Annotated in this window: 20 protein-coding genes and 1 pseudogene; 8 read left to right on the top strand and 13 right to left on the bottom strand. The window is 67.4% G+C overall.

What is annotated here, in order from left to right; all coding sequences use genetic code 11:
- Positions 1-27: 27 nt before the first annotated feature.
- From EXE63_RS08470 to EXE63_RS08440, 7 genes and pseudogenes are all read right to left on the bottom strand, one after another.
- Positions 28-1,521 (bottom strand): flavin-containing monooxygenase, encoded by a 1,494-nt coding sequence (locus tag EXE63_RS08470; RefSeq protein WP_168141577.1) that lies wholly within the window; start codon positions 1,519-1,521, stop codon positions 28-30.
- 1 nt (position 1,522) lies between these two features.
- A complete protein-coding gene (locus EXE63_RS08465) occupies positions 1,523-2,443 on the bottom strand; it encodes a ferritin family protein (RefSeq protein WP_168141576.1) in 921 nt (306 codons plus the stop codon).
- 12 nt (positions 2,444-2,455) lie between these two features.
- Entirely contained in the window at positions 2,456-3,298 is an 843-nt protein-coding gene (locus EXE63_RS08460; protein ID WP_168141575.1) for an SDR family NAD(P)-dependent oxidoreductase, read from the bottom strand.
- Entirely contained in the window at positions 3,295-4,275 is a 981-nt protein-coding gene (locus EXE63_RS08455) for an alpha/beta hydrolase (protein WP_168141574.1), read from the bottom strand. The genes EXE63_RS08460 and EXE63_RS08455 overlap by 4 nt, the downstream gene beginning before the upstream one ends.
- 160 nt (positions 4,276-4,435) lie before the next feature.
- Positions 4,436-6,354, bottom strand: a pseudogene (locus EXE63_RS08450) (zinc ribbon domain-containing protein).
- Positions 6,354-7,958, bottom strand: coding sequence for a S53 family peptidase (locus EXE63_RS08445; RefSeq protein ID WP_168141573.1), 1,605 nt, complete (start codon positions 7,956-7,958; stop codon positions 6,354-6,356). The pseudogene EXE63_RS08450 and the gene EXE63_RS08445 overlap by 1 nt, the downstream one beginning before the upstream one ends.
- Before the next feature lie 62 nt (positions 7,959-8,020).
- On the bottom strand, positions 8,021-8,269 hold the full coding sequence (locus EXE63_RS08440) for a hypothetical protein (RefSeq protein ID WP_168141572.1): 249 nt from the start codon (positions 8,267-8,269) through the stop codon (positions 8,021-8,023).
- Between the two features lie 287 nt (positions 8,270-8,556).
- Here EXE63_RS08440 and imuA' point away from each other — a divergent pair, with 287 nt between their 5' ends.
- Together imuA' and EXE63_RS08430 are read left to right on the top strand one after the other, a co-directional pair.
- On the top strand, positions 8,557-9,291 hold the full coding sequence (gene imuA' / locus EXE63_RS08435) for a DnaE2-dependent mutagenesis accessory factor ImuA' (protein ID WP_372513099.1): 735 nt from the start codon (positions 8,557-8,559) through the stop codon (positions 9,289-9,291).
- A gap of 29 nt (positions 9,292-9,320) precedes the next feature.
- Positions 9,321-10,883, top strand: a complete 1,563-nt coding sequence (locus tag EXE63_RS08430) for a DNA polymerase Y family protein (RefSeq protein ID WP_168141571.1) — start codon at positions 9,321-9,323, stop codon at positions 10,881-10,883.
- Here EXE63_RS08430 and EXE63_RS08425 read toward each other — a convergent pair.
- Together EXE63_RS08425 and EXE63_RS08420 are read right to left on the bottom strand one after the other, a co-directional pair.
- Positions 10,874-11,869, bottom strand: coding sequence for a nucleoside hydrolase (locus EXE63_RS08425; protein WP_234904555.1), 996 nt, complete (start codon positions 11,867-11,869; stop codon positions 10,874-10,876). The two genes, EXE63_RS08430 and EXE63_RS08425, sit on opposite strands and share 10 nt — an antisense overlap.
- Before the next feature lie 92 nt (positions 11,870-11,961).
- On the bottom strand, positions 11,962-13,959 hold the full coding sequence (locus tag EXE63_RS08420; protein WP_168141570.1) for an SDR family oxidoreductase: 1,998 nt from the start codon (positions 13,957-13,959) through the stop codon (positions 11,962-11,964).
- Between the two features lie 84 nt (positions 13,960-14,043).
- On the opposite strand from EXE63_RS08420, the gene EXE63_RS08415 reads away from it, so the two are divergent.
- Genes EXE63_RS08415 through EXE63_RS08405 form a run of 3 tightly spaced genes read left to right on the top strand, consistent with a single transcriptional unit; the run spans position 14,044 to position 17,353 of the window.
- Positions 14,044-14,910, top strand: a complete 867-nt coding sequence (locus EXE63_RS08415; protein WP_168141569.1) for a MaoC/PaaZ C-terminal domain-containing protein — start codon at positions 14,044-14,046, stop codon at positions 14,908-14,910.
- 53 nt (positions 14,911-14,963) lie between these two features.
- On the top strand, positions 14,964-15,845 hold the full coding sequence (locus EXE63_RS08410) for a universal stress protein (protein ID WP_168141568.1): 882 nt from the start codon (positions 14,964-14,966) through the stop codon (positions 15,843-15,845).
- Complete coding sequence (locus tag EXE63_RS08405; protein ID WP_168141567.1) at positions 15,842-17,353, top strand: APC family permease; 1,512 nt, start codon at positions 15,842-15,844, stop codon at positions 17,351-17,353. The genes EXE63_RS08410 and EXE63_RS08405 overlap by 4 nt, the downstream gene beginning before the upstream one ends.
- A 7-nt stretch (positions 17,354-17,360) precedes the next feature.
- Here the strand turns inward: EXE63_RS08405 and EXE63_RS08400 are convergent, their stop codons facing one another.
- A complete protein-coding gene (locus EXE63_RS08400) occupies positions 17,361-18,674 on the bottom strand; it encodes an HNH endonuclease signature motif containing protein (RefSeq protein WP_168141566.1) in 1,314 nt (437 codons plus the stop codon).
- A gap of 140 nt (positions 18,675-18,814) precedes the next feature.
- Positions 18,815-20,083 carry an integrase core domain-containing protein gene (locus EXE63_RS08395; protein WP_168141565.1) on the bottom strand — a complete coding sequence of 423 codons (1,269 nt, stop codon included), beginning with the start codon at positions 20,081-20,083 and terminating at the stop codon, positions 18,815-18,817.
- A 152-nt stretch (positions 20,084-20,235) separates the two neighbouring features.
- Here EXE63_RS08395 and EXE63_RS08390 point away from each other — a divergent pair, with 152 nt between their 5' ends.
- The gene (locus tag EXE63_RS08390) at positions 20,236-23,532 is read left to right on the top strand and encodes an error-prone DNA polymerase (protein ID WP_168141564.1); all 3,297 of its coding nucleotides are present in this window, start codon (positions 20,236-20,238) and stop codon (positions 23,530-23,532) included.
- Positions 23,533-23,535: 3 nt separating this feature from the next.
- On the opposite strand, the gene EXE63_RS08385 is transcribed toward EXE63_RS08390, so the two are convergent.
- Entirely contained in the window at positions 23,536-23,946 is a 411-nt protein-coding gene (locus tag EXE63_RS08385) for a TIGR03667 family PPOX class F420-dependent oxidoreductase (protein WP_168141563.1), read from the bottom strand.
- A 23-nt stretch (positions 23,947-23,969) separates the two neighbouring features.
- Between EXE63_RS08385 and EXE63_RS08380 the strand changes: the two genes are divergently transcribed.
- Positions 23,970-24,611 (top strand): nitroreductase family protein, encoded by a 642-nt coding sequence (locus EXE63_RS08380; protein ID WP_168141562.1) that lies wholly within the window; start codon positions 23,970-23,972, stop codon positions 24,609-24,611.
- A 9-nt stretch (positions 24,612-24,620) separates the two neighbouring features.
- Here the strand turns inward: EXE63_RS08380 and EXE63_RS08375 are convergent, their stop codons facing one another.
- Positions 24,621-25,085, bottom strand: coding sequence for a tRNA (cytidine(34)-2'-O)-methyltransferase (locus tag EXE63_RS08375; protein WP_168141561.1), 465 nt, complete (start codon positions 25,083-25,085; stop codon positions 24,621-24,623).
- 30 nt (positions 25,086-25,115) lie between these two features.
- Here EXE63_RS08375 and EXE63_RS08370 point away from each other — a divergent pair, with 30 nt between their 5' ends.
- Complete coding sequence (locus tag EXE63_RS08370; protein ID WP_168141560.1) at positions 25,116-25,721, top strand: class I SAM-dependent methyltransferase; 606 nt, start codon at positions 25,116-25,118, stop codon at positions 25,719-25,721.
- Positions 25,722-25,893 lie beyond the last annotated feature (172 nt).

Below are 25,893 nucleotides of genomic sequence, written 5' to 3'. Positions count from 1 at the left end.
CAGATCTCAGCCATCAGATGGCCGCCATCAGGCCGACGACAACGCCGTCACACGTGCGCCGTGCGCCACCGCCGTGTAGTCACCGAATCGGAACTCCCGCATCTGTCGAAGATACTGGGTGGCGAAGCCGGGGTACATGGACGCGTTGAATCCGTCGGCCGTCAGGTACCAGCTGCTGCACCCGCTCATCCAGGTGGTCTTGCGCAGCCGCCGCTGCAGCGCGGCATTGTGACGTTGCTGGACGTCCGCGCGGACGTCCAGATAGCGCAGGTCATCGCGCAGGATCGTGCCGATCGCGTTCACCGCGTAGTCGATCTGGCCCTCGGAATACACCAGCAGCGAATTGTGGCCGGGCCCGGAGTTCGGGCCGGTCATCAGGAACAGGTTCGGGTAGCCGTGGGCCTGGATGCTCTTGTAGGCCTGGGCGCCTCCGGACCATTCGTCGGCCAGCACCCGACCGTCCAGACCGGTGACCGGGAACGGCGGACCGGACAGGTGGACGTCGTACCCGGTGGCGAACACGATGGCATCCAGGTGGTGCTCGATGCCGTCGCTGGTGCGGATACCGACGGGACTGATCGTGGCGATGGGCCAGTCGATGAGCTTGCAGTTGTCCTGCTGGAGCGCCGGGTAGTAGTCGCTGGAGACCAGCATCCGCTTGCAGCCGGGGGTGAAGTCCGGGGTGAGCTGCCTGCGCAGCCACGGATCCTTGACCTGCTTGCGCAGATGCGCCTTGCCCAGCCGCGAGACGAGACCGGTCAGCGGGGTGTCCCAGACCAATGCGGTGGCGGTGACCTCGTGGCCCCAGTACAGCACCTGCCGGGCCAGCTCCTGGGCGGCGGGCACCTTGGCGAACAGCGTCTTGGCGGCCTCCGGGGTGGCGACGTCCATCCGCGGCACCACCCAGCCCGGGGTGCGCTGAAACACCTTCACGAAACCGGCCTGCTTGACCAGTTCCGGCACGATCTGCACGGCGCTGGCGCCGGTGCCGATGACCGCGACCCGCTTGCCGGTGAAGTCGTAGTCGTGATCCCAACGGGCACTGTGGATCTTGTGTCCCTGATAGGTGTCCAGCCCGCGAATGTCGGGGAACTTGTGGTCGGTCAACGGCCCGGAGGCCAGCACCACGGTACGCGCCTGTAGCTTCTTGCGTCCGTTCGTGGCCACCGTCCAGACTCCGGCCGCCTCGTCGAAGGACAGTCCGTTGACCTCCACGCCGAACTGGATGCGCCGGCGCACGTCGAAGTCGTCGACCATCTCCTCGATGTGCGCACAGATCTCACCGGCCGGCGAGTACGCCCGTGTCCAGTCGGGGTTCTTGGCGAACGAGTAGGAGTAGAGCAGCGACGGGATGTCGCAGGCCGCACCGGGATAGGTGTTGTCCCGCCAGGTGCCGCCGACGCGGTCACCGCGTTCGACGATGACGAAGTCCTCGACGCCGGATTCGGCGAGCTTGATCGCGGTGCCGATACCGCTGAACCCGGCGCCGACGATGATGGTGTCGTGAATGTGCGCCGCCATGTCAGGCCGCCGGCTTGTAGGTGAGTTCCTTGAACCAGGACGGAATCGGCTTCAGTACCGCCTTGGGGAGGTAGTCCGAGGCGGCCACCATCGGGTTGGCCACCCAGTGATAGGGGTTGCGGGAGTTGACCACCCAGCGTGAGTGCAGTTTCAGGATCTGGTAGGTCGGCACGCGCCAGGTGTGTTCGGAGCGACCACCGATGTCCTTGAACCGCGCCATCGCCTTGTAGAGCCGCTCGGGCTCCAGGCCCATGTCGACGATGTTGTTGCGCATCCGGTTGAGCAGCGGAACGTAGATGATCATGCCGATGATCAGCCCGGGGGAGGCGACGCTGCCCACGAAATCGATGGCCAGCTTCCGCGCCTTGGCGTTTCCGATCATGTTGAGCACCTCGAAATCGACGGCGATATGCCGTGATTCGTCGCTGTTGATCTTCTCGAAGACCTGATGACAGACCGGGTCGTCGACCTCGTCGAGCAGGAACTTCAGCAGCGCGCCGTCCAGGGCGACCTCGAGCATCGGGATGACGGTGCCCAGTACGGACAGCGACATATCGTCGGCGTAGGTATCCAGCCAGTCGATGGCCAGCCGGATGTTGACGTTGGGCTCGGGCATCTCTCCGTCTTCGAGCATGCCCCACCGCTTCATCAGCGCCAGTTCGGCATTGGCGTGCCGCTGCTCCTCGGCGTGGAAGTAGCGGTAGATCTCGGCCAGCACGGGTGTCGGGGCCTTCTTGGCCAGCGCCGCGAAACCGCGGGCACCGACATTCTCGATCCAGCACAGATCGGCCATGAAGGCCTTGAGCTTGGGCCGGAACTCGTCGCTGATGGTTTCCGCGCCCGGTGCATCCCAGTCGATATCGGCCAGCGCCCATTGCCGATCCTTGATCTTCGCGAGCATGACGTCCATGTCGACAGCCATTGTCCAGACCTCCTACGGTGCGGTGATGCGAGTGGTGAGACCGACGGCACGGGTGTACACCGTCGGTGTGAAACGTTTGATGCCCCAGCCGATCCGGGCGTCAGGTTGCGGCATGCAGTAGAGGCCGCCGCGGTCATTGGTGTCCAGGCACATCCGGGCGACCTTCTGCGGGGAGAACCCGGTCCAGCGCATCAGGGTGTCGGCCAGCTGGCTGGAACCGGCGGTGATGCGGTCGGTGTCGAGGATATTGGTCTTGACGAAGGTGGGGCACAACGCGGTGACGTTGATCCCGGTGCCGGCGAGCTCGGCGGCCAGCGTTTCCGAAAGGGACAGTGTCCCAGCCTTGCTCACGTTGTAGGCGGCCATTCCCGGTGCGGCGCCGAACGCCGCCGCCGAGGCGACGTTGATGATGCCGCGCGGCTGATCGGTCTGGGCGGCCCGCAGGATGGGGGTGAAGACGTGGCAGCCGTGGATGGGCCCCCACAGGTTCACACCGAGCACCCAGTTCCAGTCGTCCAGGCTGACCTCGCCGATCGGGGTGCCACCGGCACCCACCCCGGCATTGTTGATCACCAGCGTCGGCGCGCCGTCGAACCAGTTCTGCGCGGCGTCGGCCAGGGCCTGCACATCCTCGATCTTGGAGACATCGCAACGCAATGCCGTCGCCTCACCGCCTGCGGCGGTGATCTCCGCGGCGGTGGCGCGGGCGGCGTTCTCGTTGATATCGCTGCACACCACCCGACCGCCGCGCGCGGCGAGCTCCAGCGCGAAGGCGGCGCCGATCCCGCTGCCCGCACCGGTGACGACGGCGTCCGCTCCCTTGCTTCGACGCCGTGAGCTCCCGAAGAGGTTCATCCGGCGGCCCGGTCAATCGCGTTGTGCTGCAGGGACTGCGCGATGAAGGACGTGACCTTGCGCATGGCTGGTGCGGCTTCGGGGGTGAGCCGGGGCAGGGCCTGGAAGACATGTACCTGATCGGGCCACACCTGCAACTCGCTGTCGCCGCCGGCGGCGCGGATGTCCGCGTGCAGGGTGCGGGCGTCGGCCTGCAGCATCTCCGCGCCACCGGCCTGGATAAGGGTGGGCGGCATGGGACGGCCGCCGGCGATATCGAGAGTGAGCCGGTGGTGGCGCGGATCGGTTCCGGTGCAATACAACCCGATGAGGCGGGCGGCATCCGAGGCGCGGATCGCCGGATCGTCGCGCAGCGCTTCGCGGGCGCGGGCCAGCCCGAAGGTGAGGTCCACGAGCGGGGAGAACAGGGCCATCGCGGCGGGATGCGGGACACCGGGCTGCAGCAGCAGGTCGACCGAGAGGTGGCCGCCCGCGGAATCGCCGGCGATGACCATCCGTTCGGGGGCGAAGCCGGCTTCGGTGCGCAGATAGTCCCAGCCCGCGCGGACATCGTCGGCGGCGGTGGGGAAGCGGTACTTCGGCGCCAGCCGGTAATCGACGCAGAACACCGGGAGTCCGGTCAGGCGGGACAGCCAGCCGGTCAGTCTGCGGTGGGTGCGGGGCGAGCAGAGCGCGTATCCGCTGCCGTGCACGTAGTAGATGGCTCCGGCCCGATCGGTCACCGTGCCGCTGCGCACCCATTCCCCGACGACCCGGCGGCCGTCGGCCAGGCGGACGTCCACCTGCTCGACCTCGGTGCCCGCCAGCGAGGGCCCGAAGGTGTCCATGACCCGCGCGATGATCTGCCGGGACGCCCACAGGCCCCAGGCCCGTTCGGGCGGCAGCACCGCGCTGATCTGCCGCAAGGTCACGCTGCTGACCGTGGCGGCGCCGCGGGACCGCAACGATCCGCGGGTGGGAAGGGACTGCTCGGGCATTCGGACCTCCGTCGATCGAGCGTCCGATGAGTACACCTTCAATTGGTGACATTTGTCAATGTCAACATTTGGTGTTGTGTGACCCAGGTCCCTGTGGAGCAGACGTAAAAGGCCCCGGAAACTCCCATTTCAGGGGTCTTTTACGGCTGCTCGCGCCTGACTACCGGCGTGGGTCGCCGCGCCAGCTGAAACTGTTGACGTACTTGCCCATGTCCAGCGCGAGCTGCAGGTTGGCCGCTGACGGCTTACCGGAACCGAAATCCGGCCCGAAGGCACGGTACGGCCCGACCGCGCCGGCGATCAGGGCCAGATCGTTCTTCACGGCGACCATCACGATGATCCGCATCCGGCTGGAACTGCTCATCGCGCCCTGCGGCCACATATCGGCGGCCATCCCGTATCCGTGCTGGTAACCGACCATGGTGTTGGGGATCTCGTAGGCCGTCTTGGTATCGGGAACGTCTCGTTCACCAGGTCGACCGCGATCTGCTTCGGGGTGCGCCCGGCCGCGGGCCGACTGAACAGCTGCATGGTGCCGCCGTCGCCGGCCTGCAACACCGCGGTGATCCCGTTGTCCTGCTTGGAGACCTCATAGGCTGCACCCTCCACCGGATAGGACACCGAGAACGACCCGTCCGCGGAGGTGAATCGGGGGTTGATCTCCACCGCGCGATTCATCGGCGGGCTCCCGCAATCCGGCGGGCAGACGTACTTGGCAGCGGGTTTGGTGATCAGCCCGGACAGTCCGACCAGGCCGCCGGCCACCACGACAACCGCGATTCCCAGCACCAGCGCCACGTTGCGGAATGACGTCTTCGGCGGTTGAAGCGTTTCGAAGGTGCCGGAGTGCAGCGAATAGCCGGGTTTCAAACCCACCACGAGTTCCCCGGCCGCGGGTTCCTCGGCGAGCCGGATCGGGCGGTCGTCGCGCCGGGCCCGACGCGACCGGCGCGAGGATGCGTGCATGGCCGCCCCGCAGTTCGCGCAGAACGGCGCATCGGGCACGACGTGATCGCACTCGACGCACAGGATCGGTTCGTCGGTGCGGATCTCGTCCTGTGCCTCGTGCAGCAGGGCCAGGTGCAGTCCGACCCGCAGTGCGAACAGCGCGAGCGCGGTGAGGGTCAGGTGTCCGGCCAGTTGCACCCACTGCGGGAAGCGGGCCACGTCGAGCAGGCCCAGTCCGGCGTAGACGGAGATCACCACCAACGCGATGGCGACGAGGGTGCCGCGGACGAAGCCACGGTTCTTGGTGACCTTGGTGGGCGGCCGGGTGAACCAGAGCGCGGTGCCGATCAGACCGCCGACGGCGGCGGCCGTGAGCGGCATGGCGATGCCGCGGATGCCGGCCTCGACGAGCAATCCGTCCAGCGGGCGGACCCGGTTGATCATCCCGGTGGTGAACTGTGGCGCCAGCCGGGTCAGGGTGGCCGCCGCGGTGAACGTCAGTGCCCCCAGCGCCCCGATGGCGTAGCCGTCCAGGGATTCCCGGTTGCCACGCCACCCGACCCGGGCCACCAGCGCGGGCACCAGCATGAGCAGCATGCTGCCCACCGGTATCGCGATACCGTCACGCAGAACCCGGCCACCCGCGATACCTGCACCCAAGGGGACGCCGTAGGCGCGGGCCAGCGCGACTCCGGTCAGCAGCACCCAGCCGACGCCGAGCACGATGCCCAGGGTCGCGGTCAATATCAGCGTGCTGCGTGGGATATCGCGGGACACACCGGATTCGCGGAGGTAGAGGGCGAACAGCAGGGGGATGCCCAGTGACGCGACGGCGATCAGAGCGGCGGGCATGCGCAGCACGGTGCCGACGGTCAGCGCCACTGCCAGCAGCACCAGGCCCATCAGGAACACCTTGCGTGACCGCGGCGACAGGTGCGGGAACAGCGAACTGGTCAGCGACGGTGTGAGCAGACGCTGTCCGGGCGCGGCGCTGAAGGCGCGGGCGCGCAGCCAGTGCGGGCCGTCACCGCGTTTGTGATCGGCCAGTGGCACGCCACAGAGTCCGCAGTAAACGCCAGCGGGAACATCGATCTGGCAGACCTGGCATTCGACCATGCCGGGAGCGCTCATCAGGCACCCACCCGCTGCGCGATCTGCAGGTTGCGCACGAGGTTGTCGATATCGGGCGTGCCCAGTCCGGTGACCAGGTCATAGCCGGGACCGGCATTGTCGACGGCGTTGCCGCCCAAGGTCACATCGCGGAAGGCGGGCCGTGGAGCACCCTGGGCGATGCGGTACAGCAACGGGTTGATGTCACCGATCAGGGAGCCGTTGTTCTCCAGCAGCCACTGGTTCATCACCGCGGTGAGGCCGGCCCAGATGGGGGCGGACTGTGACGTGCCGCCACCGACGACGATCTGATCGTTGATCACGATCTTCACACCGGTGAACGGGTCGGCGACTGCGGCGATGTCCGGTGTCATGCGCTTGCCGTTGTGGCGATCGGGTGCGACCGCGGCCGCGGCATCGCGCTGCCAGGGCGGCATGTCGAACAGCGCCGATACGCCGCCGCCGGTGCCCTGGGACAGCGGGACGTCGAACCAGGTCTGCTCGGATACCCATCTGCCGTCGGCATCGGTGGACAGCGTGGTGCCGCCGACGCTGGTCATCTCGGGCAACGAGGCGATCGAGTCGAGGCCGACATCCTGTTCACTCGGGGGCGACGACCAGTCTTGCCCCCCACGGCATTCCATCCCGGCGAGGTCGCCGCTGGCGTTGTAGGCGGTGGTGCCGTGGGACTGGGCGGTGCGCAGCGCGGACCGGACCGGGGCCAGATCGGCGGCGGTGATCAGTTTGTCGCAGCCCCAACCGATCGAGAAACTCCATACCGCACCGGGGAACTGGCGATCGGTCTCCTCGAGCATCTCGCCGATCTTGCGGTATCCGCCGCCACCTTCGACGGTGGGACGGGCATTCACCACGACCTTGCGGGCATCGGGTGCAACCGCATGTGCCACTTGAAGATCCATTGACAGTTCACCGCGTGGCTCGCCGGGCGATCCGCCGACGACCTCCGGGGTGAACTGCGGCAGGCCGAACATGGTGGTGTAGGTGTCCAGGTCGGATTGGTGGAATCCGTCGAAGGCGAAGATCACGATGGTGATGCCTCTGCCGGTGAAGCCGCCCCTGTTCAGGTCGTCGGCGTTGTAGGTGTTCAGCAGCGCTTGGGGAGCCAGCCCCTGGTCGGGCACATCGAGCGGGATGTGATCGGGGCGGGACATGTGATGTGGTGTGTAGCTGAGGATTCGGCCGATCTCGGACACCTCGTCGCGCAGGTGTTCGGGGACCGCGGGCTGGTGTGGTGAGGCGTAGAAGAGTTGTCCTCTCCTGCCGCGGTAGTCGCGCACAGAGACATCGAAAGCCTGCTCGACGGCGGCGGGGGGTCCCTCGACGATCACCCAGTCATCGCCGGGGCGCCACTGCACCGACAGTGATTGGTCGCGGGCCCAGTCCATCAGCGCGGTGGGTTGCGATTCGTCGGTGAGGGTGGCGGTGAGTTCGATGCTCTCCTCGCGGGCCGGTCCGAGGTCGATCGACGCTTCCAGCAGGGACGCGTAGGGGCCCTCGATGCGCAAGGCATCGGGGCGTTCCCTGCCGACGTACAGATCGACAGCGACCACCAGGGCTCCGATGAGCAGCAGGGCGGCCAGTGAGCGAGCGAGCACCGTTCTCATGGTTCCAGAAGAACTGAGGGCGGGTCCGAAAAATTCGGACCCGCCCCGTTCAGAGTTGTCGCTCAGTCGTTCTGCTGCGGGTCGAAGGTCGGCTGCGGGGCCGTCACCGGGGGAGTGAACACGCCACCGCCGGGGTTGAGCGACTTCTCGGTCGGGGTGACCGAGGGCTCGGTGGTGGTGGTCGTGGTGGTCGACTCTTCGGGCGTGTCGCTGTCACTGCTGCACGCCGCGGTGAAGCCGATCATCGCGATGATGGCGGCACCGCCAACCGCTGCCGAAATCCGACGACGAGCCAGACGATTTGTTGCCATGTTCGGTCCTTTACTTGTTCTCGTTGTGGTGAATCGTTGGTCGGCGCGATGGTCCGCGAAAACCGGGTGCAGCAGTCCCGCTCAAGGGCCGGGATCTGGTGTCAGAAACTGTAACGCAGGGCCTGTATCAGTGCATTCCCTTACTCAAGCGTTGTCGATGACCGATCCGTGACGCTGATCTGGGCGTCCATTCCACCGCTTGACTGTCACACCCGACGAGTGTTTACTCGAGAGATCGAACATGTGTTCGAACAACGCCCGTTTCGGATGATGCTGGAGGTGCTGCTGTGGCGGTGGCGATGGACCTGGAGCAGCACCGAAAAGAGCGCGCTGAACAGGTAGAACAGTTACGTCACAGGATAGCCGAAGTCTCCGGGAGGATGGGAATCCAGGGTGCGCGGAGGGTCGCCGGCGATGACCTGAATTCTGCCTCGGAAACTTTGCTGGAAGCCCCGGATCCGCCGATCGGGCCGTCTGACGATGCGTTGCCGGCGCCACCGGTGTCCGGGCCTCTTTCTCCGCTGTTGCCCAGGGGGACGGTGGCGGTGCTGTCCGGGGCCAGATCGCTGGCACTGCGGATGGTGGCCGCGGCCACCGCGGCGGGCGGGCATGCGGCCATCGTCGGGCAGCCCGATGTCGGTCTGTTGGCGGCCGTGGAGATGGGTGCCGACCTGAGCCGGGTCGCGGTGATTCCTTATCCCGGCAATGATCCGGTGGAGGTGGCCGCGGTCCTGCTGGATGGTCTGGACCTGGTGGTGCTGGCGCTGGCCGGGCGATCAGTGCCGATGAGCCGAGCACGGGCGGTGACCGCGCGCGCCCGGCAGAAGGGGTGCACGCTGCTGGTCACCGGGGGTGATTGGCACGGTGCCTCGGCTCGGCTGGATGCCAGGGTCTGCGGCTACGAGATGGTCGGTTCCGGTGGTGCCGCGATTTCCGGCCGGGGACGGATCGGGCGGGTGCGGTTGGACACCCGGACCAGGAGCCGGATTCCCGGGCAACCGCGCCTCGCGGTCGGTGGCTGACGGTGCCGCGGGTTCTTGCGCTCTGGTGCATGGATTGGCCTGCGGTGGCCGCTGCCGCCGCGGCCGGGCTCGCCGCCACCGACCCGGTGGCGGTCACCCTGGCCAACCGGGTCATCGCCTGTTCGGCCGCGGCCCGGGCGGTCGGGGTGCGGCGCGGGCTGCGCCGCCGTGAGGCGCAGTCCCGGTGCCCGCAGCTGCACGTCGTCACCGCAGACCCGGCGCGCGATGCCCGCCACTTCGAGGCCGTGACGGCGGCGGTCGACGAGGTGGTTCCCCGGGCCGAGGTGCTGCGCCCCGGTCTGCTGGTGCTGTCGGTCCGGGGCGCATCCCGCTATTTCGGATCAGAACAGGAGGCCGCCGAACGGCTGGTCGACGCGGTGGCCGCGGCGGGCGCGGAATGTCAGACCGGTATCGCCGATCAGTTGTCCACCGCGGTGTTCGCGGCCAGAGCGGGGCGCATCGTCGAGCCGGGCCGGGACGCGGCATTCCTGTCCGGGCTGTCCATCCGGCAGTTGGCCACCGAACCCAGCCTCTCCGGGGCGGGCCGGGAAGACCTGGCAGACCTGCTGTGGCGGATGGGAATCCGCACCATCGGTCAGTTCGCCGAGTTGTCGCGTACCGATGTGGCCTCCCGGTTCGGCGCGGACGCTCTTCTCGCCCACCGATTCGCCTGCGGGGAGTCCGACCGCGGACCGTCGGGGCGTGATCTTCCCGCGGAGCTCGATGCGGTGATGAACTGCGATCCACCCATCGACCGGGTGGATGCGGCGGCCTTCGCCGGCCGATCGCTGGCCGGCGAACTGCACCGCAGCCTGGAAGGTGCCGGGGTGGGCTGCACCCGGCTGGCCATCCAGGCCGTCACCGCCAATGGTGAAGAGCTGAACCGGGTTTGGCGTTGCGCGGAACCGCTGACCGAGGATGCCACCGCGGATCGGGTGCGGTGGCAACTGGACGGCTGGCTGGCTCGGCGGGCAACCGGGGGGACGGTACCCACCGCGGCGATCACCATGCTGCGGTTGCATCCGGTGGAGGTGGTCTCGGCCGGGGCGCTGCAACTCCCGCTGTGGGGGTCATCCGGTGACGACGACCGGTTGCGTGCCCGGCGGGCGCTGGTGCGGGTGCAGGGTCTGCTGGGGCTCGAAGCCGTACAGGTGCCGGTGCTCAGCGGTGGCCGTGGGCCGGCCGAGCGCATCACCTTCACCCCGTTGGGCGACGAGCCGGTTCCGCGGGCCGACCCGACTCAGCCCTGGCCGGGCCAGCTACCCGAGCCCTCGCCGGCGGTGTTGCTCGATGATCCGGTGGAAGTGCTTGATGCAGAAGGCAAGCCGGTACGGGTGACGAGCCGTGGGTTGTTCTCCTCGGATCCGGTGCGGCTGGAGTCCCCGGGCCGCGGGAGAGATATCAGCTGGTGGACCGGGCCGTGGCCGGTCGACGAACGCTGGTGGGATCCCGATCGCACACCGGTGGGACGGACCGCGCGAGCCCAGGTGGTGGTGTCCGGTCGCGGTGGACAGAAGGATGCCGGCGTCGGGGTGGCGATGCTGCTGTGCTACCGCCAACGGCAGTGGCATGTGGAGGGCATCTATGAATGACCGAGGTGCCGGGCGAACGGGCCGACCCGCTCGATGAAACGGTCGAAGAACGCGGCGGGGTCCACCTCGACACCGATGTGCGCGTTGTGCTCCCGACCCCAGTGACCACGCCAGTCGGCCACCGTCATCCCGCGGGTCAGGGTGCCGGTCAGTTCCACGTCGACGGTCGCGGACTGGTAGCGCACCAGGTCGGGGTCCAGCGCGACCGCGGCGGCCAGCGGATCGTGCAGGTGCGCCAGGTAGCCCTCGCCCTGGTCGAAGTGGAACTCGAAGTAGAAGCGCATGGCATCTTCGAGCACCCGGATCAGCGGATTGGTCGCCGTCGACCGGGTTCCCCGATCATCGAGCACACTGAGTTGCGCCGACGGCGAACCGGCGGCGGCAGCCAGCCGGCCCAGGATGGACGGTGTCATCGCCACGTTCTCGGTGAGGTTGAGGCCCAACACAATCGGTAGATGTGTGGGCGTGCTCAGGCCCCACGCCGCGCCCCACACCGCGAACACCTCGGCGGCGGCCTCCGGGTCGACATGGGTGTTCCATTCCGCGACGGGGGTGGTGTTGCCGCGGTAGTCGAACGCGCCGCCCATGATCACCAGACGGCGCAGTAGTCGGGGCAGTGCGGGCTCCAGACGCAGCGCCAGCGCGAGGTTGGTCAGCGGGCCGGTGACCAATCCGACGAGTTCGCCGGGGTATTCGCGGGCCGCGGTGACCCAGGCCTGGGCGGCGTCGTACGGGGTGAGTGATCGGTCGGTCTCCGGCAGTCGTGCGTAGCCGAGCCCTTCGGGACCGTGGGTGTCCTCGGCGGTGCGCAGCGGAATGCTCAGCGGCACCGGGGTGCCTTCGGAGACAGGAACGTCGTCGATCCCGAACAGTTCGAGCAGCCCGAGATTGTTGACCGACACCTGCGCGACGGGCACATTGCCCGCCGTCGACGCGATGCCCACCACCTGCGCGTCCGGGCTGGCGAACAGATAGGCCAGCGCCATCGCATCGTCCACTCCGGTGTCGACGTCGGCGAACACCGGTAGCGGCGCATCGGTTTCAGGCCCAGTCACGCTCCCACGATAGGTGGGGGCCGCTACCAGTGCACACCCGGAATGGCCCGCACCGCGCGCTTGACCGGTCGGGGCACCCGCATGGGCCGCGCCGCGCGGGACGGCTTCCTGGGCCGGCGCTCCGAGGTGGGCTCGTCGCCGGACTGCCCGCGGGCGGCGGGGGAGTCCGGATAGCCCAGGTAGAGCTGGTGCAGTACCCGTCGCGACAGCCGGGGCGTGAAGTAGGTACCCAGGTCGGCCAGCGTGCCCAGCGGGGTGTCGATCCGCGCGGGCTTCTCGATCAGCCCGCGCACCACCATCGCCGCGGCATGCTCGGCGGTGATCGGGGGCACCGGGTTCAGCCGGCGCGACGGCGCGATCATCGGGGTGCTCACCAATGGCATATGGATATTGGTGAAGGTGATGTGGTCCGACAGGGTCTCGGTGCCGACCACCTCGGAGAACGCGTCCAGTGCCGCCTTGGTGGGCAGGTACGCGCTGTACTTGGGGCTGTTGGCCTGCACACCGGCACTCGACACGTTCACCACGTGACCGAACCGGCGCTCGCGCCAGTGCGGCAGCAGGGCGAGCACCATCCGCACCGCGCCGAAATAGTTGACGGCCATCACCCGTTCGTAGTCGTGCAGTCGGTCGGTGGAGGCCGACACCGACCGGCGGATGGACCGGCCGGCGTTGTTGACCAGATAGTCGACGTGACCGAAGCGCCCCAGGATGTCCTTCACTGTGTGGTCGACGGAACCGGAATCGGTGACGTCACAGGTGAATGCGTGCGCATCGCCACCCTCGGCGCGAATCTCGGCTATCAGGTCATCGAGGGCATCGGCGTTGCGGGCCAACGCGAACACCGTGGCTCCGCGTTGGGCAGCCGCGATCGCCGAGGCGCGACCGATACCGCTGGAGGCGCCGGTGATGATGACGTGCCTGCCCACCAGCGCGCCGGACGGATCATCGCGGCGGGCCCGGTCTGGGTCCAGATGTTCGGCCCAGTACCGCCACAATTTTCCTGCGTAGGAACCGAATTCGGGCACCTCGATTCCGGTGCCGGCCAGCGCCGCTGCGGTCCGGTCCGCGGTGAACGTCGGCGCCAGGTCGACGACGTCGAGGATCTCGGCGGGCATACCCAGCTGGGTGGCGGCCATGTTGCGCAGCACCCGGGCCCGGCCGGTGGCCTTGAGCACCGGTGCGACGGCCGCGCCGGGCAACCCGAAGCGTAGCGCCGGAAGCCCGGCCTCCTTGGCTACACCGCGGTAAATGCTGCGCAGGCCAATCGCTTTCGGTGCCGTCAGGTGGAAGGTCTGTCCGTCGGCACCGTCGATGTGCGTCAGGTGGACCAACGCGTCGACCACGAAATCGACCGGCACGATATTGGTGCGGCCGGCGTCGGGTACCGCCATGGGCGTGATACTCGGCAGCACCGCCAGTTTGGACAGAACGCCGAAGAAATAATAGGGCCCGTCGATCTTGTCCATCTCACCGGTCCGCGAATCTCCGACGACGACTGCGGGTCGGTAGATCCGGTATCGCAAGCCCGCGTCGGTGCGCACCAGTTGTTCGGCCTCGAACTTGGTGCGGTGATACGGGGTCGGCAGGTTCTGCGCGACGTCGAAATCGTCCTCGGTGTACTCGCCGTGGAAGTCTCCGGCGACCGCGATCGAGGACAGATGGTGCAGGGTCGCGCCCAGGCGCCGGGTCAGGCCGATGACCGCGCGGGTGCCCTCGACGTTGGCGGCGCGCTGGACGTCCTCGGCGGCGGTCATGTCGTAGATGGCGGCGCTGTGCACCACGTGCGCGATGGTCCCGAGCTCGGCGATGGCGTCATCGCTCAGCCCGAGATCCTCGGTGGTGAGGTCACCGACCAGGGGTTTCGCGCGCGGGCCCCACGTGTCGGCGAGTCGCTCGAAGCGTTCCAGCGACGAGCGCCGCACCAACACGTGCACCTGCGCGTCCGGGTCGCGGGCCAGTAGACGGGCCACCACGCGACTGCCGATAAACCCAGTACCGCCGGTAACGACATAATGCATGCGGCCATGGTCGTCCTCGAACCGGCAAAGGTCAACTATGGTCCCGGTCACACCCCGTAGTCCGCCATGAAGGGATACCCGCCCATGCCGATCGACCCGAACGCCGTCGGTGCCAAGACCGAGTCGCAAACCTTCAGCTGGACCGACCGTGAGACATTGCTCTACGCGCTCGGGGTCGGCGCCGGCACCGACGACCTGGCCTTCACCACCGAGAACAGTCACGATATCGAGCAGCAGGTGCTGCCCACCTTCGCCGTGATCGCCTGTTCGCCGTTCGCGGCGGCGCTGCAGATCGGATCCTTCAACTTCAGCCTGCTACTGCACGGGTCACAGGCGATCCGCTTGTTCAGGCCGCTGCCGCCGGCGGGCGCGCTCACCGTGCACTCCGAGGTCGCCGACATCCAGGACAAGGGTGAGGGCAAGAACGCGGTGGTGATGCTCAAGGGGGTGGGCGCCGACCCGGACAGCGGCGAGGTGCTGGTGGAAACCCTCACTACCGTGGTGATCCGCGGCGAGGGCGGATTCGGCGGACAGCCCGGCCAGCGACCGGCGGCACCCGAGTTCCCCGACCGAGCCCCCGATGCCCAGGTGGCCCTGCCGACCCGTGCCGATCAGGCGCTGCTCTACCGGCTCTCCGGCGACCGCAATCCCTTGCACAGCGATCCCTGGTTCGCCCAGACGCTGGCCGGCTTCCCCAGGCCGATCCTGCACGGCCTGTGCACCTACGGCGTGGCCGGCCGGGCACTGGTCGCCGAACTCGGCGGCGGCGATGCCACCAAGGTCACCGCGGTGGCCTCGCGGTTCAGTTCGCCGGTCTTCCCCGGCGAGACGCTGACCACCTCGATCTGGCGCACCGAATCGGGTCGCGCGGTGTTCCGCACCGAGGCCGCCCAGCCGGACGGATCCGATGCCCGCGTCGTGCTCGATGACGGGACTGCCGAATACAACTGATTTCGTGGGGCCAATCGCCAGTGCGCACCGCCGCGCGTTGACAGGATGGCCCGATGAGACTGGTTGTCGGATATCTCGCCACCCCGGGTGGAGCGGACGCTGTGGCGCTTGGCGTCCGGCTCGCCCGGAGTCTGGGCGCCGAGCTCGACGTGTGCATGGTGCTGCCCCCGGACCGCGGGGTACCGGCGATGGTTCCCACCGGAGGCTATGAGGAACTGCTCGCCGAGCAGGCCGGCGAATGGCTGAACGAGGCGCTGGCCGGGGTGCCCGATGACGTGGTGGCGCACTCGCATGTCAGCGTCAGCGATTCCACCGCCGACGGCCTCATCAACGAGGTGAAACGCCTCGGAGCTCAGGCCGTCGTCGTGGGCGGGTCGGGCGGCGGACTGGCCGGCAGTTACTCACTGGGGTCGGTGGTCAACGAACTGCTGCATTCCGCGCATGTTCCGGTGGCGGTGGCGCCGAAGGGAACTCGGCTGTCCGCGGTGGAACGGGTGCGTGAGGTGACGTGTGCGATCGGCGAGCGCGCCGGCGCGGGCACGCTGCTGAACGCGGCGGTGCGGGCCTGTAAGGCCGCCGACGTCCCCTTGCGTCTGGTGTCGCTGGTGGCTCTCGACCCGATGTTCGGATCCCTGCGTGGTGACGCCGATGCGCTGCGGGAACGGGCGATGGGTCACGCACGGCGCGCCCTGGAGGAAGCAAAAGAGTCACTGCCCGAGGGGTTTTCGGTCACGGCCACCGTCGCTGAGGGTGCCTCGGTGGAGGACGCGGTGAGCAGACTGCCCTGGCATGACGGCGATGTGATCATGGTCGGATCCAGCAGGCTCGCCGCACCGCGCCGGCTGTTTCTCGGATCGACGGCGGCCAAGATGCTGCGCGTGCTCGACGTTCCGATGGTCGTCGTACCCAGAACTGCCGACAAGGAGACAGCATGACTGCGCAGGATGCCGGCACTGTCTCCAAGGGCCTGGCCGAAGGCAAGGTCGGCACACTGTCGGGGGCCATGCTCGGGATCTCCTGTGTGGCACCGGGCTACACGCTGACCGCCAGTATCGGCGTGATCGTCGCGGCAGTCGGGTTGAAGATGCCGGCGATCTTCATCGCCGGTTTCATCCCGATGTTCCTCACCGCCTACGCCTATCGAGAACTCAACTCCCGCACCCCGGACTGCGGGGCGTCGTTCACGTGGTCCACCAAGGCATTCGGACCCTACGTCGGCTGGATGTGCGGCTGGGGCATGGTGGTCGCTTCGATCATCGTGCTGTCCAACCTGGCCGCCATCGCCGTCGAGTTCTTCTATCTGCTCATCGCCCGGGTCATCAACCAACCCGGCATCGCCGATCTGGCGGGCAACAAACTCGTCAACATCATCACCACACTGGTATTCATCGCGCTGGCCACGTTGATCGCCAGCCGGGGCATCACCACCAGCGAGCGGGTGCAGTACGTGCTGGTGGCTTTCCAGCTGGTGGTGCTGATGGCATTCGCCATCACGGCGTTCGTCCATGTGGGGCGCGGGGATGCGCCGGCCGGGCTGAGTTTCGACCTGGACTGGTTCAATCCGTTCACCGGGCTGACGATGGCGGTGTTCGCCATCGGTCTGACCGGTTCCATCTTCGCGTTCTGGGGCTGGGACACCTGTCTGACCCTGGGCGAGGAGTCCAAGGATCCGACCAAGGTGCCGGGCCGGGCCGGGTTGCTCTGTGTGACATCGATTCTGATCACCTATCTGTTGATCGCCGTCGCGGTGATGATGTACGCCGGTGTCGGCGAAGAGGGGCTGGGGCTGGGCAATCCGGAGAACTCGGAGAACGTGTTCGGTGCGCTGGCCGACCCGGTGCTGGGGCACTGGTTCGGGCCGCTGCTGTATCTGGCGGTGTTCGCCTCGTCGGTGGCCAGCCTGCAGACCACCTTCCTGCCTGCGGCGAGGGCCATGCTCGCGATGGGGGCCTACAAGGCGTTTCCCACCCGCTTCGCCGAAGTGAGCCCGCGCTTCCTGACGCCGGTCTATTCCACCGTTGTCGCCGGCGTGGTCACCGGTGGGTTCTATACCGTGGTGACGCTGCTGTCCGACAACGCGCTCTGGGACACCATTGCCGCCCTGGGCATCATGATCTGCTGGTACTACGGGATCACCGCGTTCGCCTGTGTCTGGTTCTTCCGCAGGGAGCTGTTCGCCAATGTCCACAACATCGTGTTCAAGTTCCTGTTTCCGCTCGTGGGCGGGTTGATACTGGCGGCCGTCTTCGTCATCTCGATCGTCGAGAGCATGAACCCGGAGAACGGCAGCGGTGCCGAGATCGGCGGTATCGGCCTGGTGTTCTTCATCGGGTTCGGCATCCTCGCGCTGGGCGCGGTACTGATGCTGGTGATGCGCGCGCAGCGACCGGACTTCTTCACCGGCCAGACGTTGCGGCGCGACACCCCGGCGTTGAAGGAATAGCCGAGCGCTAGTTGGGTTTTGGCGGCGGTGGTTCGTAGGGCGTGTACCACCACCATTGCGCGCGTTCCCCTTTTGGTCCGGGGCATGGTGGTACATCCGGTGGGGGTGTGGTGGGTGGGCGGGCCAGTGACGCGTCGGTGAGTATTTCGCCGTCTTCGTCGGTGACTTTCAGTTTGTCGGCGGGCCCGGTCAGGGTGATGACGCCTTTGTGGTGCAGGCGGTGGTGGAAAGGGCAGAGCAGGACCAGGTTGGACAGTTCGGTGGGGCCGCCGTTTTCCCAGTGCACCAGGTGATGGGCGTGCAAGCCACGGGTGGCGCCGCAACCCGGAACGACACAGGTCTGGTCGCGGTGCTCCAGGGCGCGGCGGAGCCGGCGGTTGATGGTGCGGGTGGCCCGGCCCACCCCGATCGGGCGGCCACTGCGTTCGAACCACACCTCGCAGGTGGCATCGCAGAGCAGATACCGGCGGTCCTCGTCGGACAGCGCTGGTCCCAGATGCAGGGCCGCGACCCGTTTCTCGATATCGAGGTGCATGACGACGGTGGTGTGCTGGCCGTGCGGGCGCCGCTGCGCGTCGGTGTCCCAACCGGCCTCGACGAGGCTTATGAACGCGTCCACCCCGTCCGGGAACGGGGGCGCCTGCGCAGGAACCGTGGTTTCGGCGTCGCCGTCGCGGGCCCAGCCGTCCTCGGGGTCGATACTGTCGGCCTTGTCGTGATCGCGTTTCCAATCCGCGACCAGCTTGTCGCGGTGGGACTGCAGGCCGGCCTCGAACTTCGCGGCCTCCACCTTCGGCAGGGTGATCCGCCACGTCGTGGACTCTTCACCTTCGACCTTGGTGATCGTGCGCTTGGGTTCGGGCTTGGGTTCCGGTTCGGGGCGGGGTTCCTGCTTGACCGCGGTCCGCAGCTGGACGACGGTGGCGACCTTCACCAATTCCGCGTAGTGCTCGTCGCAGCCCTGGCCACCCTGTTCGGCGATGACCCCGATCTGATCGAGTGAGACCCGCCCTTCCTGCAAGCCTTGGGTGCAGCGGGGAAGTTCGTCGATGCGATGGGCGACGGCGACCATGGTCTCGGCCCGGCGCGGGCTGACCCCCGTCTTCCATGCCACTAATGCCTCGATAGACCGGCATCCGGTGGCACCCCACAACGAGTTCCCGTCATCGGTGCCTCTGCCGTCGATCTCGGCGACGATCTCCACCAACCGGCCGTCGATCGCATTGCGCTTCCCGGTCAACTCCGCCATCTCCTCGAACAACACCTCCAACCGCGACACCCGAGGTGTGTGTGCGGCGAAAGGTGTTGTCGGCGGCGGCATACCACGATTCTAGAAGAGGGTTCCGACAAGTAACCGGACGGACTTTCCGGCCCGTACTCGGCTGACCCCGGTCCGATTCCTGTGATGTCTCAGGACATCGGTGACAGTTCTGCATCAGGACATCGGTGACAGTTGATGTCTCAGGACATCGGTGACGGTTTCTCGTTCTTGGGGCGTGGACCGCGGGGGCGTCCGTTGCCGACGTACTTCACCCCCGGTGCGGGTCGGGTGTGTTCGATGAGGACTTCGCCGTCCAGGTCAGCCACGGTGATCTTCTCGCCGTCGATGACCACCAAGACCTGTTCGAAACCGCGCCCACCGTCGACTTGATAGCGAACTCCGGCGAGGACGAATGCGCCGGCGCTGGTCAGGGTTGCGACGGTGGTGCCGGCGGGGAGGTCGGTGGGCGCAGACCTGCGCGGTGTGGTGACCGCTGGAAGAACCGGCGCGTCGGGCCTGGGGCGCGGTGGTTCAGCTTTGGGGATTGCCTCCCAGGCCGTGCGCGGTGTGACGCGTCCTGGCAGCCCTTGGTGGGGACGTTCGGTGTTGTAGATGTCGTCGAACGCGTCGACCTGGGCCTGCAACTCGGCCAGCGTGCTGGCAAGCGGCTGCTTGTCGAGGTAGCGGAACAAGGTCTGATGGAAGCGTTCGTTCTTGCCCTGGGTGGTGGGCTTGTCGGGCTTGCCGGTGATCGCCTGAACCCCTAGTCGCGATAGGTGTTTGACGAGTCGGCCGAGGTAGCCACGCCGCGAGGGGTTGAGCGCAATTCCGTTGTCCGACAATAACCGTTGGGGAACACCACAGGCTGCCACGCCCTTGTCAAACACTGCGATGGCCGCTTCGGCGGTCTCTGTCCACGCCACATGGGAGGCCACCGCGTAGCGGGAGTGGTCGTCGATGAGTTGGAAGATCACACACGTGCGGCTACCGGTGAGCACGTACTGGGTGGCGTCGACTTGCCAGCACGCGTTCGGGGCCGGGTAGACGAACCGTCGCCATGCCGAGCGGGGCTTCTTCTTGGGCTCAAGACGAGCCACACCGGCCTCACGGAAGATCCGTGCCAACGCTGCGATGGAAGGGACCTGCGGCAGGCCCATCGCGTGCATTTTGTCGTACACGCTGATCGGTCCGTGGTCGCGGCCGGAGCCCTCCAGAGCGGCACGCACGGCCACGGCCTGCTGCCTAACCTCCTCAGTTAACTTCGACGGACTCGACTTCGGCCGCCGAGACTTGGGTTCGAGCACCTCGGCCTGCCCATCGGTCTTCGCGCGCTGACGTAACGCGTAGAACGACTTTCGGGAGATGCCGTGCTCGGCGCAGAACGTCGAGACCGCCCCACGCGGCGCGTCATCAGGCCACTGTGAGATCGCCAACCGGACACGAGGATCGATAGGTTCATTAACAGCCACCCCCGCAGCCTCGGCGCAGAAGTGTCACCACCAAGAACCCTCGAAGTGTCACCGATGTCCTGATGCAGAACTGTCACCGATGTCTTGAGACATGACACCCCGGTCCGATTCCACATTGGACATATCGAACACGTGTTCGATACACTGACTCGATGGGTTGGCACAACGGGCCGCCGAGCTGGACCGAGATGGAGCGGGTGCTCAACAGCAGACCGCGCGGTAAGCCACGCCGGTCCGGCCTGCCGCTGGAGCCGCCCGGCGACGGCGGGGACAGTCCCGCCTGGTCCCGCAAGCGCGGCGCTTACCAGGCCGAGGGGGTGCAACGTTCCGGCTCGTCGGTGCCCTATGCCGAACTGCACGCGCACTCGGCCTACAGCTTCCTCGACGGTGCCAGCACCCCGGAGGAACTGGTGGAGGAGGCGGCCCGGCTGGACCTACGGGCCATCGCGCTGACCGATCACGACGGTCTCTACGGAGTGGTGCGATTCGCCGAAGCCGCCCGCGAACTCGACATGTCCACCGTGTTCGGTGCCGAACTGTCGCTGGGAAATGTGCCGCGCACCGAACAGCCCGACCCACCCGGACCGCATCTGCTGGTGCTGGCCCGCGGCCCGGAGGGCTACCGGCGGCTGTCGCGCCAGATCTCGGCGGCACACCTGGCCGGTGGCGAGAAGGGTAAGCCACGGTATGACTTCGACACGCTGACCGAGGCCGCCGGCGGGCATTGGCACATCCTCACCGGCTGCCGGAAAGGACATGTCCAACAGGCACTTACAGATGGCGGACCGGAGGCCGCCGAGCGGGCGCTGGCCGATCTGGTGGACAGGTTCGGCGCCGGCCGGGTCAGCATCGAACTCACCCATCACGGACACCCGCTCGATGACGAACGTAATGCCGCTCTGGCCGCGCTGGCGCCACGGTTCGGCCTGAACGTGGTCGCCACCACCGGCGCCCATTTCGCGGCGCCGTCGCGGGGTCGGCTGGCCATGGCGATGGCGGCCATCCGGGCCCGCAATTCGATGGACGACGCGGCCGGGTACCTGGCGCCGCTGGGCGGAGCGCATCTACGGTCGGGGGAGGAGATGGCCCGGCTGTTCGGTGCCGAAATCGTCACGGCGGCAGCAGACCTGGGTGAGCAGTGTGCGTTCGGGCTGGCGCTGATCGCCCCGCAACTCCCGCCGTTCGACGTGCCGGACGGGCACACCGAATCCAGCTGGTTACGCAAACTGGTGCGCGACGGCGCCCGGGATCGCTACGGCCCACCGGACCGGGCGCCCAAGGCGTACGCGCAGATCGAACATGAACTGGCCATCATCGACAAGCTGGACTTCCCGGGCTACTTCCTGGTGGTGCACGACATCACCCGGTTCTGCCGGGAGCGCGACATCCTGTGCCAGGGCCGTGGCTCGGCGGCCAATTCGGCGGTCTGCTACGCGCTCAAGGTCACCAACGTCGATCCGATCGCCAACGAGTTGCTGTTCGAGCGGTTCCTGTCACCGGCGCGGGACGGCCCACCCGATATCGACATCGATATCGAATCGGACTTGCGCGAGAACGTCATCCAGTACGTCTATGACAAGTACGGCCGGGACTACGCTGCCCAGGTCGCCAACGTCATCACCTACCGGGGGCGCAGCGCGGTCCGGGACATGGCCCGCGCGCTGGGCTTCTCGCAGGGGCAGCAGGACGCCTGGAGCAAGCAGATCAGCCGGTGGAACGGTCTGGCCGACTCACCCGATGTCGAGGACATCCCAGAACAGGTGGTCGACCTGGCCACCCAGATCTCCAACCTGCCCCGGCACATGGGTATCCACTCCGGGGGCATGGTGATCTGTGATCGCCCGATCGCCGATGTCTGCCCGGTGGAATGGGCCCGCATGGAGAACCGCAGTGTGCTGCAATGGGACAAAGATGACTGTGCGGCAATCGGTTTGGTCAAGTTCGATCTACTCGGTCTCGGCATGCTGTCGGCCCTGCACTATGCCATCGACCTGGCGCGCGAACACAAGGGCCTCGAGGTGGATCTGTCCCGGCTGGACCTGTCCGAAGCGGGCGTCTACGAGATGCTGCAACGTGCCGACTCGGTCGGGGTGTTCCAGGTCGAATCCCGCGCGCAGATGGCGACCCTGCCCCGGCTCAAGCCGCGGATGTTCTACGACCTGGTGGTCGAGGTCGCGTTGATCCGTCCCGGACCTATCCAGGGCGGATCGGTGCACCCATATATCAAGCGGCGCAACGGCGAAGAGAAGGTCGTCTACGACCACCCGTCGATGGAGCCGGCGCTGCGCAAGACCCTCGGTGTGCCGTTGTTCCAGGAGCAGCTGATGCAGCTGGCGGTGGACTGCGCCGGTTTCAGCCCGGCCGAGGCCGACCAGCTGCGCCGGGCGATGGGCTCGAAACGGTCCACCGAGAAGATGCGGCGGCTCCGCGACCGGTTCTACGACGGAATGCGGGAACGCCACGGCATCACCGGGGCGGTGGCCGAGCGGATCTACGAGAAGCTGGAGGCGTTCGCCAATTTCGGTTTCCCGGAGAGCCATTCGCTGAGCTTCGCATCGCTGGTGTTCTACTCGTCCTGGTTCAAGCTGCACCACCCGGCGGTGTTCTGCGCGGCGCTGCTGCGGGCCCAGCCGATGGGCTTCTATTCACCGCAGTCGCTGGTCGCCGATGCGCGCCGGCACGGCGTGCTGGTACACGGTCCGGACGTCAACGTCGGGCTGGCGCACGCCACCTGTGAGAACCGCGGCCTGGATGTGCGGATGGGGATGGGCAGCGTCCGTCACATCGGCGATGAGCTGGCACAACGGATCGTCGACGAGCGCACGGCCAATGGCCCGTTCACGTCGTTGCTGGATCTGACGGCCAGAGTGCAGCTTTCGGTCTCGCAGACCGAGGCGCTGGCCACCGCGGGTGCGCTCGGGTGTTTCGGGATCACCCGCCGAGAAGGGTTGTGGGCGGCGGGGGCGGCCGCCGCCGAACGGCCGGACCGGTTGCCGGGGGTGGGGTCGTCCTCGCATATCCCGCCGCTGCCCGGGATGAGCGCGCTGGAACTGGCCGCCGCCGACGTGTGGGCCACCGGGGTGTCCCCGGACAGCTATCCCACCCAGTTCCTGCGCGAGACGCTCGACGAGATGGGGATCGTGCCTGCCGATCAGCTGCTGTCGGTACCCGACGGCACCCGCGTGCTGGTGGCGGGCGCGGTGACGCACCGCCAGCGGCCCGCGACAGCCCAGGGCGTGACGTTCATGAACCTCGAAGACGAGACGGGCATGGTGAACGTGATGTGCTCCCGCGGGGTGTGGGCGCGTCATCGCAAGCTGGCGCAGACGGCGTCGGCGCTGGTCATCCGGGGCATCGTGCAGAACGCCACCGGTGCGGTGACGGTGGCCGCGGACAGGATGAGCCCCATCGATCTGAAGGTGCGCTCGCGGTCGCGGGACTTCCAGTGAGGCTCACTCGGTGGGCGTCGTCCACACCTTCTCGATGGTGATCCGCAGCCGGGTGCTGAAGTTGCCCATCGAGTCGGTCAGCCCGAACTGATCGGAGGCCGCCTGGTACTTCGCCCAGTACGGCGTGTCCGTGCGCAGATCGACACCCTCGGCGTCCACCCGCGCCGGACCTCCGATCACGATGATTCCGCCACCGTTGCCGTCGGAGTCCAGGTTCAGGCTCACGGGTGGATGGTTGCGGATATGGCGCACCTTGGCCGCGCCGGGCTCGGTGTACACCACGATGTCGGTGCCGTCGAAGAAGAACCACACCAGTTTGGGCACCGGTTGCCCGCACTTCGCGACGGTGGTCAGCCATCCGTAGTCGTCGGATCTCAGACGCTCGATGATTTCCGGTGTCAGGTCTGCAGTCATGTTCGCGAATGTAGTCTCGCGGTATGACACTCAACCTGACCGCGGATGAAGTTCTGACCACCACGCGTTCGGTGCGCAAGCGGCTCGATTTCGACAAACCGGTGCCGCGCGAAGTGCTCCTGGAATGTCTCGACCTGGCGCTGCAGGCTCCCACCGGCTCCAATGCTCAAGGCTGGCAATGGGTTTTCGTCGAGGATCCGGCCAAGAAGAAGGCGCTGGCCGATATCTACCGGACGAACGCCAATCCGTATCTCGATCTGCCCAAGCCAGAGCGCGGCGACATTCGCGACGAGCAGATCGTCCGGGTCACCGATTCCGCGAAGTACCTCAACGAGAACTTCGAGAAGGCCCCGGTGCTGCTGATCCCGTGCCTGGAGGGCCGCCCCGACGGCGCACCGGCCGGGATGAGCGCGTCCTACTGGGGCTCACTGCTGCCTGCGGTGTGGAGTTTCATGCTGGCGCTGCGGTCCCGCGGGCTGGGCTCGGCGTGGACGACGCTGCTCCTCCTCGGTGACGGTGAAAAGCAGGCCGCCGAGGTGCTCGGCATCCCGTTCGATCAGTACGCCCAGGGCGGGCTGTTCCCGATCGCCTACACCAAGGGCACCGATTTCAAGAAGGCCGGACGGTTGCCCGCCGAGAACTTCGCGCACTGGGACACCTGGTAGACCTGCCGCTCACACCGCGCCGGTGAACCCCTGCTGGCGCCACGCCTCATAGGCGGCAACGGCCGCGGCGTTGGACAGATTCAGCGACCGACGGCCGGCCAGCATGGGGATCCGCACCTGCGCGGTGATGTGCGGGTCGGCCAGCGTGTGCTCGTCCAGGCCGGTCGGTTCCGGGCCGAACATCAGCACGTCGCCGGGCTGGTAGGAGACGTCGGCAAACGACGTGTCGGCGTGCGCAGTGAACGCGTACACCCGCGTCGGCCCGATCGCGTCCCAGGCCGCGGGCAGGTCCTGGTGCACCGTCACCGATGCCAGGTCGTGGTAATCCAGGCCGGCCCGGCGCAGCTTGGGTTCGGACAGGTCGAAGCCGAGCGGTTCGACGAGGTGCAGCTCGCACCCGGTCGCGGCCACCATCCGGATCGCGTTGCCGGTATTGGGCGCGATGCGTGGGGAGAAGAACAGCACCTTGAACACCCGGTCATCTTGCCCCGGGATAATGGGCTCATGGTCGAACAGAGCATCTGGATGCAGAAAGTCGCGGCCGACCCGGGCCATTCGCAGTGGTACATCGATCGCTTCCGGGCGATGGAGCGCGCGGGCAAAGATCTGGCGGGCGAGGCTCGCTTCGTCGACGCGATGGCCGAACGCGGTGCCCGCATTCTCGACGCGGGCTGCGGTCCGGGCCGGGTGGGCGGTTATCTGGCCGCCGCCGGACACGACGTCGTCGGCGTCGACGTCGACCCGGCGCTCATCGCCGCCGCCGAACAGGACCACCCGGGCCCGCGCTGGCTGGTCGGTGACCTCGCCGAATTGGACCTGCCCGCCCGCGGAGTCGCCGAGCCGTTCGACCTCATCGTGTCGGCGGGCAATGTGATGACCTTCCTCGCGCCGAGCACCCGCACCCAGGTGCTGAGCAGGCTGCGGGCCCATCTCGGCACCGGTGGCCGCGCGGTGATCGGGTTCGGTGCCGGACGCGAGTACGAGCACACCGAGTTTCTCGACGACGCGGCCCACGCCGGGCTGGTGCCCGACCTGCTGTTGTCCACCTGGGATGTGCGGCCGTTCACCGAGGGCTCCGACTTCCTGGTCGCGATCCTGCGGCCCGCGTAGACATTCCACGCCGGCGAAGTGACGCGCACGTCAGACCTGTTTGCCCGCATCACCACGACTGCGCAACGTAACGGTCACGAACTGTGTCCGTTCGATATCGAGGTATGGAAACCACTGTCGGTGACTGCCATACTCGACAAATTGCCAGGCGTGCCACGCCGGCCCCGATGGT

It is taken from the genome of Mycolicibacterium frederiksbergense (genome assembly GCF_012223425.1).
Taxonomy (GTDB): Bacteria; Actinomycetota; Actinomycetes; order Mycobacteriales; family Mycobacteriaceae; genus Mycobacterium; species Mycobacterium frederiksbergense.
The sequence above is the reverse complement of the archived record's forward strand: the minus strand, read 5'-3'. Positions and strand labels throughout refer to the sequence as shown.